Below are 12,409 nucleotides of genomic sequence, written 5' to 3'. Positions count from 1 at the left end.
AAAATCGTTCTTGGTGACGAAAACTATCAACCAACTGACATGCATGAAAATTCTATTTATGGTGATAGCGAGCCACCCGCTTATGATGATATTCAGAGGGAGGAAGGGATTTACGCTAAAATAAATAAGATTTTCCCTCAAGAAAGGAGTTTCGCCTAAAGCGAACGAGTACCCAAGTTGGTGTTGGTTTAAAATGTAAACACTGCTTTTGAGTGCTTCAACAGCTCTTTATTTGGCCCCTAGAAGCATAACTTCAGGGGCCTAAGGCATATTATACGGCCAGCAGACGAGAATTCTGTACGTCCCAGTTCAGAGAAACGCGATCGCCAATTCTCACCGGCGTTTGCGCAGAACTGCGAACAATAAATTTCTCACCATCGGCGAGTGTGACAACGACACGGGTTTCGGATCCCGCATAAACGCTTTCACTTACCAGCCCCTCAAGCACGCCGCTGCCCTGCTCGGCTATGCGCATATGTTCAGGGCGGATCACCAGTGCAGCATTGTCACCTTCACGCAACCCTGAGTTCAATGGAAACACACCGTGGCGAGTATGCAGGCCATCGCCGCGAATCTGACCGTCGAGGATATTCGACAAACCGATAAACTCGGCAACAAAGGTGGTTTGCGGGCGTTCGTAGATTTCCTGTGGCGTGCCAATCTGCGCAATTTTGCCTTCGTTCATCAGGCAGATACGGTCAGACAACGCCAGCGCCTCCTCCTGATCGTGGGTCACGAAAATAATTGTCGCGCCGGACTCGCGATGAATACGTTTTATCTCCATCTGCATGGTTTCACGTAGCTGGCGGTCCAGCGCGCCCAGCGGCTCATCCATCAGTATCACGCTCGGTTGGTAAACCAGACAGCGGGCCAGCGCGATACGCTGCTGTTGCCCACCGGAAAGTGCGCGAGGCAGGCGAGTCGCTACGTGACCCAGCTCAACCATCTCCAGCACCTGCTTCACCTTTCGATTGATTTCAGCACTGGGCAGATGGCGCATACGCAGCGGAAAAGCAATGTTCTCTTCAACGGTCAAATGTGGGAACAGCGCGTAGTTCTGAAACACTACGCCAATATCTCGCTGGTGAACCGGCGTCCAGGTTTCGTCTTTGCCATCAATCATCAGGCAGCCTGAGGTCGGTTCCACCAGACCGCAGACTATTTGCAGCAGCGTGGTTTTACCAGACCCCGAAGGGCCAAGCAGAGTCAGCAGCTCACCACTGTGAACGTCGAGATCAAGATCGGCCAATACCTGCGTCTGGCCGTAGCTTTTGGCAATTTTCTGCGCCTGCAGCTTTACTTTTTCATGTTTAAAAGAGGAGGTCGTTGTCATCATCGTTTTCTCATTCTTGTGCATCCGCCTCAGGCGGGATCAGTATCGCGGCGGGCCCTTTCGGCCAGGATGAACAATAGGGTTACAATGGCCAGAATAATCACCGAAGCGGCGGCAAGCGTAGGGGTAACCGATAGCAGCACGTCATCCCACATTTGTTTCGGCAGTGTCTGCTTGACGCCCCCGCCAACAAACATCGCCACCGTCAGCTCTTCAAAAGAGTTGAGGAAACCAAAGATAAATGCCGCCACCAGACTGCCTTTGATAAGCGGCAACGTGACCTCGCGGATCACCCTCCAACGGCTTGCCCCTAGAGTTCCAGCCGCCTGATCCAAGCGCCAGTCGTAGTTTTTGAAGGTGGTCAGGATGATAATAAACACTACCGGAATTGCCATCACAGTGTGACCGAGCATAATTCCAACATCAGTTCCCACCAGTCCGATAGTGGCGAACAGATAAAACAGTGCCACGGCGGTGACGATATTCGGGATGATCATCGGCATCAGGAAGGTCATCATAATCAGGCTGCCGCCTTTGCCGCTGTTACGCGCCACGCCAAACGCGGCAATCCCGGCCAGCAGTGTCGCCAGCGCCCCGGAGACCAGAGCAATGCCAAACGAACGCAGCGTCGCGCCGGTCCAGATTGGTGAGTTCAGGTAAGTTTCCATCCAGCGCAGCGAGTAGCCCGGCGGCGGGAATTGCAGGAACGATGAGCTACTGAATGCCATCGGTATGAAAGAAACTACCGGCAGGATCAGCACGGCAATGACCAGCCAGCTAAATAGTGGTAATAACCAGCCAAAACGATGGCCGCGCAAGAGGCTCGCCAGCCCTTCAGTGACTAAATGACTGAAGTAGGCGAAATAGCTTAATAGCGCGTGTCCAACCCGGCGGGTTAAAGCATGGGTATCGATATGTGTTTCACCGCCGGAAATGGCCGACATGCCGAAAATACGGTCATAGAGGAAACAAACCACCAGCGTCGCCAACAGCAGCAGCATGGCAATTGCACCAGCAAGACGCCAGTTAAGCAATTGTTGCACCTGGGTGATCAGCAACTGGCCAATCACAGAATCCTGCGGGCTGCCGAGCAGCGCGGGAGTAATAAAGAAACCCAGTGAGCCGATAAACACCAGCAGGCAGGCCGCAATAGTGCCCGGCATCGACAGCGGGAAGAAAATCCGCCAGAAGGTGTGGCTTGCCGATCCACCCAAGGTTTTACCGGCACGGATTAGGCCACCATCGATGCTTGTCATGCTCGGCAACATGGTGATAATCGCCAGCGGCAGCATGCTGTGGGCGATAGCAAACACCACCAGCCCACGGGTATAAAGCACGTCGATTGGATGCGCGGCGCCCATCGACATCAGAATTTCAGACAAAATACCCCGTCGCGACAGCAGCACCATCCAGGCAAAGTTTTTTAGCAGCGCGCTGGTCCAGAACGGCAGCAATACCAGCCACATCAAACGACGGCGCATAGTTTCGCCCTGCTGCGAAAGCCAGTAAGCCACCGGGTAGCCAAAAAGCAAGCAGGCAAGCGTGGTTTGCGCGGCAATAACAAAGGTATTCACCATGACCTTAACGTACACGCCCGCGCCAAACATTTGCTGCCAGATGGCCAGCGAGAAATGTCCCTGATCGTCGTTAAAGCTCAGCATCATCAATTTTAACGTCGGATAGGCCAAGAAGATCAGTAAAAAAATCAGGCCCGGCAGCGTAAACCAGGCGGGGTGCAGGCGACGCGTTTTACGGCGTTGCGGTTGTTTAAGCACGGTTGTTTCTAGCAAGCTCAATTCGCCCTCCTCGGGGATCAGGATTAGCGGAGCGCGTTAGCCCCCCGCCGCATGATTTATCCGATAATCCACTTTTCAAAACGTTCTGTGAGAGCAACCTGATTATCGCCCCAGTAGTTGGCATCCATTTCACGCAGCCCACTGATGTGATCGGGCGCGGTTGGCAGCAGTGCGGCCTTTTTGGCATCGATAAACTGATAAGCCTTCACGTTGGTCGGTCCACAGGCCAAATCGTTGGTATACATCGACTGACGCTGGGCGTTCATGCAGAACTGAATAAACTGATTAGCCAGCGCTGCCTTTGGATTTCCTTTAGGAATGGTCCAACCGTCAATGTTGTACAGGCCCTGATCCCAGGCGATGGATGCTGGCGCTCCGCCGTCGATAGCGGTTTGCGCGCGGGTGCTCCAGATACTCATCATATCCAGCTCGCCGCTTTGCAGCATTTGCGTAGCCTGCGCGCCGCTGGTCCACCAAACGTCGATATGTTTGCGGATCTTGTCCAGGCTGGCGAAGGCGCGGTCTACGTCCAGCGGGTAAAGTTTGTCAGGCGATACGCCGTCGGCCATCAGGGCCAATTCCAGCGTACACACCGGACTGCGCCACAAACCGCGACGCCCCTGGAATTTGTCTGCGTTCCAGAAATCGATCCAGTTTTTAGGCGCTTTATCTTTATTAAAAGTATCGGTGCGATAAGCCAGCGCCAGCGCATAAATACTCACTCCGGCAAACTGTGGGGTAATCGACCCTTTTACATAGTTCTCCGGGTCGGCAACTTTGATGTCCAGCGTTTCCAGATAGCTCTTCGGCTGCTTGTTCATGCGTACCAGATGTTCTGGATTAAGCAGCGCGACGTCGAACAGGTAAGTTTTGGTGTCCACCGCCATCTGGAACTGGGGAACAGGGTCAGGCCCTAAAACGGTATTAATAATTTTAATGCCGGTAGCTTTTTCGAAAGGCTGATAGAACGCCTTGCCGAAACCTAAGCCATAAGGGCCGCCAACGTCGGCAACCGTTAGTGTCTGCTGCTCGGCCGCCTGAGCACTGCGCGACAAAATTGACGGTGCTGTCAGCATGGTAATGGCCGTGCCTACACCGGCTTTGATCGCATCGCGTCGTGATAAATGACCAATCTTTTTCATTCCCCTGTCCCCTGTATGTGCTGGCTATTGGCTGGTGGTTAATTTAAACAAAAGTTTCAGGCATCTATTTCTTGCTGTTTAATCGCCTGATTGATTTCTTTGATCAGCTGCTCGCAGATTTTACGATCGAAACTCTGGCGTAAACGGCGATCAAAAGTGGTGAAAATTCCGAAGAATGAATTGGCACAGTGTTGCAGAATGCGCTCGGCATCCTGTTCATTGATGCTTAACTCGCGTTGCAGGAACTGGTTGAACATGCCGCGGGCAATAGGATTTTCGAGCACGAATACCGGCTGAGTGTCATGCTGAATCAGGCGATAACGAGCGACTGCCGACTGACATTCCAGCGTGGCCTGAAGCGGCAGGGAACGGGAGTGCGTGCCAACACACAGAGTGATCAGGTCGTGGTCTAGAATCCATTCGCCGCGACCGGTATCGTAATAACGCAAATCATCGGCAGGAAGCTGCAGCGTAATGCGACGGCTTTCACCGGCAGCCAGCTCAACCTTGCAGAAACCCTTCAACTCTTGATGAGGGCGAGCCAAACGCGGCTGATGATAACGGCTGTAAAGCTGGCAAACTTCTTTGCCGCTGCAAGTGCCGCTGTTGGTCAGGGTAAAACTGACAGCTACCGTTTCGCCCGCGCGCAACGTTTGTTTGTCCAGTTCGATATCGCTGTAGGTAAATTCGCTGTAGCTCAGGCCGAAACCGAATGGGAACAGCGGCTCGATTTCGCGGCTGTCGTACCAGCGGTAACCGACAAAAATGCCTTCGCTGTAATAATGTTTGCCGTTCTCACCCGGATAAGAGAGCCAAGTCGGGGTATCTTGCAAACGTTTAGGGAAAGTCACGGTCAGCTTGCCACTTGGATTGGCTTTACCAAACAGCACGTCAGCCAGGCCGCCACCCATTGCCTGACCGGCAAAGAAAGTCTCGACCACTGCGCCAACTTCATCCAGCCACGGCATGACTACCGCGTCAGGATTAGCCAGCACCACGATCACGTTTGGATTAACAGCCGCGACAGCAGAAATCAGCCGATCGTGGCCTGGCGCCAGCGCCAAGGTGGTACGGTCTGAACCTTCGCCGTCGTAGCCGTTTTCAGTGCTGGCGAAAATAACAATTTTGTCGGCCTCTGCGGCAGCGGCACAGGCCTCCTCGATCAGCGCATCACGCAGAGACTCAAGCTCTGAGGTGCCTTGAATCCACCGCACGTTCATCTGGTCTGCAGCCAGTTTGTTCATCTCGTCGAGCGGAATATCAACCTCTGTCGGCACAGTCGTCGCACAGCCAGAACCCTGGATCACCGGCACTGTAGCGCCTTCGCCAATCACCAGCAGGCGTGAACAGCTTTCAGCCTCCAGCGGCAATAGTTTGCGATCGTTTTTGAGCAACACGATAGATTCAGCAACCATACTGCGGGCTAGCTGATGATGCTGATTATAATCAACCTGCGTATCGCGGCGTTCGGCGGCCTTGGCTTTCTGCACCAGCGAAAGAATTCGGCGACAGGACTGCTCGGCAATTTTTCTATCGATGCGGCCATCTTCCAGCGCGGCCAGCAACTGCGCTTTACGGCTTTCACTTTCCGGCATATCGAGATCATTGCCTGCCAACAGCGACTCTGGGCGTTCTTTAATCCCGTGCCAGTCAGCGACTACCACGCCAGTGAATCCCCAGTCATTGCGCAGAACATCAGTCAGCAACCAACGATTTTCGGCGGTATGCACGCCGTTCAGGCGGTTGTAGGAACTCATGACGGTCCATGGCTGACTCTGGCGAACTGCACGTTCGAAGCCGCGAAGATAGATTTCACGCAGCGCGCGCTCGTCGACAATCGAGTCCATCGTCGTGCGCTCGACCTCAGAGTTGTTGCAGGCAAAGTGTTTAAGCGATGCGCCGACACCCTGCTGTTGCAGGCCGTTAATCACCCCCGCAGCGATATCGCCGGAAATCACCGGATCTTCAGAATAGTATTCGTAGCTGCGACCGCCCAGCGGCGTGCGGCGAATGTTGATGCCCGGCCCTAAAAGCAAATGAACGCCCAGATTCTGGCATTCCTGCCCCAGAGCGGTTCCGAGTGTTAGCGCCAGCTCCACATCCCACGAACAGGCAAAGCTGGAGCCGTTAGGAAAACAGGTCGCCGGTTTCATCGTTCCCCAGGCAATTTCAACGTCTTTAGCGCGCTGATTTACCACGTTCAGAAACGCAGCAAAATCCTGACCGCCCTTCTCGTCTTGCTCAATTTGCTGGATTGAATAACGCACGCCATAGGTGCCGTCGGTCATTACAATGTGTGGAACGCCCAGACGATCAATTTTCTCGGTTTTCCACATGCGATGTCCGCTTAACAGCGATGCCTGTTCCTGAGCGGTCATTGTTTCACTCATCGACACTGCGTCCTGTTCGAGGATCTCTTTATTACTCATGCTGTTGACTCCTGAGGATCCGTTTAGGTCCTGCCCAAAGGGGGCGCGAACGTATGACCCTTATCCTGAGCGGGAACCTGTATAGGCGAAATTAGTTAATTAATGGCTAGTGAAGTTAAAAAACCTAATCAGAGGTTAATTCGGTAGGACCTTCAGAGGTTTTGTCCGGCTCAATAAAGTAAAATAATATTGTTTTTCATTACGTTACCGAAGAATCCGCTGCCTATTTTTCTATTTACAACTCCCTGAAATAGCAGCAGATTACTCTGTAAACATCAGGCAACGGCGGCGATCGGCGTGAGAATCTGTTGGATGCAGTAATCCACAAACAGTTGTGCTGGCTTGGTGGCCTGCGCGCTTCTCAACTGGGCAATCACCAGCGCAGAAGGGCTTACCTCTTCTGCAAGCTCAACCATTGCCACGCGCTGTCCATCATAGGTGTAATGAGAATGCGGGCGGGTAACGAGAATAGAGAAACCCAGCCCTTGCCCGACCATGCCGCGCACCATTTCAATCGACGGCGAGGCAAAGGCAATTTGCGGAGACAGTCCCTGTTCAGTAAACAGGCTGACGAAATAGTGTTTACTCGGCAGCACGTCGAGCAAAATCATCGGTTCCTGGCTCAGTTCGCGCAACGTGACGTGGGATTTTTTAGCCAGCGGATGGTCGGCAGGCAGCAACACATAAGGCTTCTGCGGTGCGTTTAATGGATGGGTGATAATGCTGTCGTCGAGATCGTGATGATACATAATCGCTACGTCGAAACGCCCATTGCTCAGGCCCTGTACCAACTCGTTTTGTTCACCGTCATAAATGTGGATCTCGACTCCCGGATAATGGCGGCGAAAGCCGGTCAGCAGGCGTGGCAAATATAGCGGCGCAGCGGTTTCGAAACAGCCAATGGAAATCTGCCCGCAGACCACGTCGTTGTCGGCCAACGCATTCTGCTCGAAGTTATAGGACATCCGCAGCAGTTCCTGCGCCTTGGTGTAGAAACGGCGGCCACTGGAGGTCAGCGATACACCCTGCGCGTGATGGCGGATAAACAGCTGCACGCCGAAACTCTCTTCCAATCCTTTAATAGCTTGAGAAATAGAGGGTTGCGCGATATGCAGCTGCCGCGAAGCTTCGGCAATACTGCTGCATTCCACGACAGTGACGAAGTATTTAAGCTGACGCAGCGTATAGTGAGCCATGATGATGATGCCTCTAAAAAAAAGATGAACCGAAGTGGTAAGACGAGGAAAAACCTATCTTGCAAGGTTTAAGCAAGCTTTGTACCAACTCACACTTCACTTTCTTTATTTCTCAACTAATTGATAAAAATCACATTTATATTATTTAGGGCAAGATTTTTCGCAATAATACCTATCCTGATTTTCCTGAAAACCCATCAGCCCGATAAATTGCCCGATTAAGGTGCAACTTAAGTTAACGCTATTTTCTATCGCATCCTCCTCGCATAAAACGAGTTGCCGAAGTCAATTAAGGCGGCTAGTTTGATAACCCAGACAATCAGCATTCACGCGGTTCAATCTCAAGCAAGGTGGCCTATGGCATTACACAAAATCATTCTCGACTGCGATCCGGGCGTAGACGACGCCATCGCCATTTTGCTGGCGCTAGCTTCGCCACAAGAGATTGAATTACTGGGAATTACCACGGTTGCAGGCAATGTGCCGCTGGAGAGAACCGCCTATAATGCGCGACGTATTTTAACTCTCGCGGGGCGGGAAGATATTCCGGTTTATGCTGGATGCAGCCGCCCCATGCTTGAGGCAAAAGGCTGGGAATCCAAGGTTCATGGCAATGACGGGCTGGGTAATGTCTCTCTGCCGGAACCGGGCTTTGGTCTGCAAACACAGCACGCCGTCGACTACATCATTCACACTGTTCACGCCGAGCCGGGGCAGGTCACTTTATGCCCCATCGGTCCGATGACCAATATCGCCCTGGCTATCATTAAAGATCCCAGTATTGTCCCGAAAATCAAGCAGCTGGTGTTTATGGGCGGCGCAGCTTTTTGCCAGGGCAACGTTTCTCCGGTAGCTGAATTTAATATTTACGTCGATCCGTGGGCGGCGCAGGTGGTGTTAAGCGCCGGGATCCCGCAAGTAATGTTTGGTCTCGACGTGACTTTACAAGCCAAGATAAACGCGCCTTATCTTGAAGAATTGCAACAGGTTAGCCCGCTGCTGGAAACAGCGTGTGCAATGATGCGCAGCTACGGTGCCAGCGATCCTTGCCTTCACGATCCGTGCGTTATTGCCTGGCTGATTAACCCTAACCTGTTTACCGGCGTAGCGGGCAGAGTAAGCGTCAGCTATCAGGATGATATCCATCGCGGCCAAACGTTGGTTGCGGTTAAATCGCGCCATCTACAAGACCTTGCAACTAATATCGAGGTAATGACTGACGTAGATAACCCTGCACTGCTGGCGCTGTTGGCAGAACGCCTTTCGCTGCTGCCGTCGTGAATTCTAAGTTGTTAATTAAAAAAGCCCTCCCGCGCAGAGTCGCCAGAGGGCTTTGTATTAATGCTAAATCAATGAATTACTGCCAGCCGTAGCGGCGAACGAAGTAGCCTTTCACCCCTTGAGTCAGCACCATATACGCCGACAGGATCAGGATGAGCCACGGGAAGTAGCTCAGCGGCAGCGCCTGCAATTGCAGGAATCCAGCCGCAGGAGTGAAAATCAGGCCAATACCGACTACCACCACTAACAGCGTCATTACACACAGCGGCCAGGAGGCGCGGCTCTGAATGAACGGCACTTTACGGGTGCGGATCATATGAACAATCAGCGTCTGCGACAGCAGTCCTTCGATAAACCAGCCGGACTGGAACAAAGTCTGCATTTCAGGCGTATTAGCCTTGAACACCCACCACATCAGCGAAAAAGTCAAAATATCGAACACCGAACTGATCGGGCCAAAAAACACCATAAAGCGACCAATATCACCGGCGTTCCAACGCTGTGGCTTCGCCAACTGCTCTTCATCGACGTTATCAAACGGGATCGCTACCTGCGAGACATCGTAAATCAGATTCTGCACCAGCAAGTGCAAAGGCAGCATTGGCAGGAATGGCAGAAAGGCGCTGGCTACCAATACGCTGAACACGTTACCGAAGTTGGAGCTGGCGGTCATCTTGATATATTTCAGCATGTTGGCAAAGGTACGACGCCCCTCGGTCACGCCCTGCTCCAGCACCATCAGGCTTTTTTCCAGCAGAATGATATCGGCCGCTTCTTTGGCAATATCCACCGCCGAATCCACGGAAATACCAATATCCGCGGCTCGCAGCGCAGGTGCATCGTTGATGCCGTCGCCCATAAAGCCCACCACGTGACCCTGCTCGCGCAGCACGCGCACAATGCGTTCTTTATGCAGCGGTGCCAGTTTGGCGAACACGCTGGTCGTTTTGGCCACCTCGGCCAACTCGGCATCGCTCAATAATTCTACTTCACTGCCAATCAGGATCTTGTCCACTGCCAGACCGACATCCCGACAGACTTTTCTTGCCACCAGCGGATTGTCTCCAGTGAGGATCTTCACGGTCACCCCTTTGGCCTGCAAGGCTTTCAGCGCGGGAGCCGTGCTCTCTTTTGGTGGATCGAGGAAGGCGATATATCCGGCCAGAATCAGGTCAGACTCGTCGGCCACCGCGTAATCGCGGGTTCGGGCCGGCATCGCTTTATGCGCGACAGCGACTACGCGAAGCCCCTGCTGGTTCAGGTCGTCAGTGATACCGCGAATTCTTTGCAGCAGTTCTTCGGTCAATGGCACGGCTACATCATCAAGTTGCACCTGTGAACAGATTGACAGGATCTCTTCCAGCGCGCCTTTGCAGATCAGACGATGATAATCGGTAGATTCGCAAACCACTACCGACATACGACGGCGATCAAAATCAAACGGGATCTCATCGACCTTGCTGTAGCAGTGCATGGTTTGCTGGTTCTGCGCCGCCTCGGCGCCTTCGAGCACGGCGACGTCGAGCAGGTTTTTCAGGCCAGTCTGATAATGACTGTTCAGCCACGCCAGATGCAAAACGCGGTCGCTGGTCGTGCCCAAAACGTCGGTATGGCGCTCAAGAATGATTTTATCCTGAGTCAGCGTGCCGGTTTTATCGGTACACAAAATATCCATGGCACCAAAGTTTTGAATCGCATCCAGATGTTTGACGATAACTTTCTGACGCGACAGTTTCACCGCCCCTTTTGCCAGTGTCGAAGTCACAATCATCGGCAGCATTTCTGGTGTCAGGCCTACCGCAACAGACAGTGAGAACAGCGCCGCTTCCCACCAATCATCTTTGGTATAGCCGTTTATCAGCAACACAATTGGCGTCATCACCATCATAAAACGGATCAACAACCAACTGACTTTGCTGATCCCGCGCTGGAAGGCGTTTGGCTGTTCATCCTGGCGGATCACCCGCTCGGCAAGCTGGCCGAACCAAGTCTGAGCGCCGGTGGAAATCACTATCGCAATCGCCGTCCCGCTAATAACATTGGTGCCCATAAAGCACAGCGTATCCTGCTCAAGGGGATCGCAATCCAACGGCATCCGGCTGTTAGCCTGTTTCTCTACCGGCAGCGATTCGCCGGTCAGCGCCGCCTGACTGATAAACAAGTCTTTGGCAGACAAAATGCGCAGGTCCGCCGGGATCATGTCACCCGCAGACAGCTTGACCAAATCACCCGGCACCAGTTGATTAATCGGCAACTCAATGCTTGCGCTATGGCCAGTTTGCGCGTCGCTGCGCAGCACGGTGGCCGTATTACTGACCATCGCCTTCAGCGCATCTGCCGCTTTATTCGAACGAGCTTCCTGCACAAAACGCATCAGCGTAGAAATCACCACCATGCTGCCGATCACCAGCGTCGCTTTCATGTCTTCGGTGGCATAAGACACCGCGGCCAGAATGGTCAGCAACAGGTTGAAAGGATTGCGATAACAGATCCACAGGTGTTGCCACCAGGGCTGAGGCTGCTGGTCGTCGGTTTGATTGGCTCCAACGCGTTCACGGATGGCGTCGGCCTCGGCTTGGGTTAACCCTTCATCGTGGCTGTTAAATTGTGCATAAAGCTGTTGTGCACTGGCGCGGGCACAGGCCTGGCAGTGTTCGACAATAGAGGGCGGCACGTCATGACCCGCTGTCGGCCGGGAATTTTCCAGCATGGGAGAACGACGGATAAGACGACGTGGCAAAGTGCGGCTGAAAACGTTATACAGCCTTTGTGTAATAGTTTTGAACATACTCGTACCCTTCTTGCTCCCACGCGCCGAATCGCCCCGTTAAACGTTTTTTCAAGACGCAGGCGAACGAACGCCATTAACGCTGAAAAAAAACGTCAAGCACGGAGTGCATCAGCCACAGGCTGGCAAGTTTAAAAGGCAGAGCGGGCAATCAAAGAGAGAGCGCGCTGCTGCTTACCTAATGTTATCCGGCAAGCAGCAGCGAAAAAGCGGGTGCTTACCGGATCAAGACGGACCTACTGCGTTGGGGTCGGGATCCATAATAATTTCTCGGTAAGTTGAAGGTCGGCGGAATGCATTATGACGCATTCGGCCATGACTGAATCGATCTGGATCAATTTAGCAAGTGTATTGTACGCCATTAATTATTAACCGAATCTAAACCACAACGATGAGTATCAAACAGGCAGGTTTATATTCCCCAGTTATGCTTATCTTTTAACC

Annotated in this window: 7 protein-coding genes; 1 reads left to right on the top strand and 6 read right to left on the bottom strand. The window is 52.8% G+C overall.

Features of this window, described 5'->3' with window-relative positions:
• Nucleotides 1–271: 271 nt before the first annotated feature.
• The 5 genes from SPM24T3_RS10985 to SPM24T3_RS10965 all read right to left on the bottom strand — a co-directional run bounded on the left by SPM24T3_RS10985 (nucleotide 272) and on the right by SPM24T3_RS10965 (nucleotide 7,896).
• Complete coding sequence (locus SPM24T3_RS10985) at nucleotides 272–1,336, bottom strand: ABC transporter ATP-binding protein (RefSeq protein WP_009636824.1); 1,065 nt, start codon at nucleotides 1,334–1,336, stop codon at nucleotides 272–274.
• 26 nt (nucleotides 1,337–1,362) lie between these two features.
• Nucleotides 1,363–3,129: an ABC transporter permease subunit gene (locus tag SPM24T3_RS10980; RefSeq protein WP_009636823.1), complete on the bottom strand. Its 1,767-nt coding sequence runs from the start codon at nucleotides 3,127–3,129 to the stop codon at nucleotides 1,363–1,365.
• Nucleotides 3,130–3,185: 56 nt separating this feature from the next.
• Complete coding sequence (locus SPM24T3_RS10975) at nucleotides 3,186–4,271, bottom strand: ABC transporter substrate-binding protein (RefSeq protein ID WP_009636822.1); 1,086 nt, start codon at nucleotides 4,269–4,271, stop codon at nucleotides 3,186–3,188.
• A 56-nt stretch (nucleotides 4,272–4,327) separates the two neighbouring features.
• Complete coding sequence (locus SPM24T3_RS10970; protein ID WP_009636821.1) at nucleotides 4,328–6,700, bottom strand: glycoside hydrolase family 3 C-terminal domain-containing protein; 2,373 nt, start codon at nucleotides 6,698–6,700, stop codon at nucleotides 4,328–4,330.
• Between the two features lie 275 nt (nucleotides 6,701–6,975).
• The gene (locus SPM24T3_RS10965) at nucleotides 6,976–7,896 is read right to left on the bottom strand and encodes a LysR family transcriptional regulator (RefSeq protein WP_009636820.1); all 921 of its coding nucleotides are present in this window, start codon (nucleotides 7,894–7,896) and stop codon (nucleotides 6,976–6,978) included.
• A 357-nt stretch (nucleotides 7,897–8,253) separates the two neighbouring features.
• On the opposite strand from SPM24T3_RS10965, the gene SPM24T3_RS10960 reads away from it, so the two are divergent.
• A complete protein-coding gene (locus SPM24T3_RS10960; protein ID WP_009636819.1) occupies nucleotides 8,254–9,177 on the top strand; it encodes a nucleoside hydrolase in 924 nt (307 codons plus the stop codon).
• Nucleotides 9,178–9,253: 76 nt separating this feature from the next.
• On the opposite strand, the gene mgtA is transcribed toward SPM24T3_RS10960, so the two are convergent.
• On the bottom strand, nucleotides 9,254–11,965 hold the full coding sequence (gene mgtA / locus SPM24T3_RS10955; protein WP_009636818.1) for a magnesium-translocating P-type ATPase: 2,712 nt from the start codon (nucleotides 11,963–11,965) through the stop codon (nucleotides 9,254–9,256).
• Nucleotides 11,966–12,409 lie beyond the last annotated feature (444 nt).

Source organism: Serratia sp. M24T3 (genome assembly GCF_000257645.1).
Classification (GTDB): domain Bacteria; phylum Pseudomonadota; class Gammaproteobacteria; order Enterobacterales; family Enterobacteriaceae; genus Rouxiella.
The sequence above is the reverse complement of the archived record's forward strand: the minus strand, read 5'-3'. Positions and strand labels throughout refer to the sequence as shown.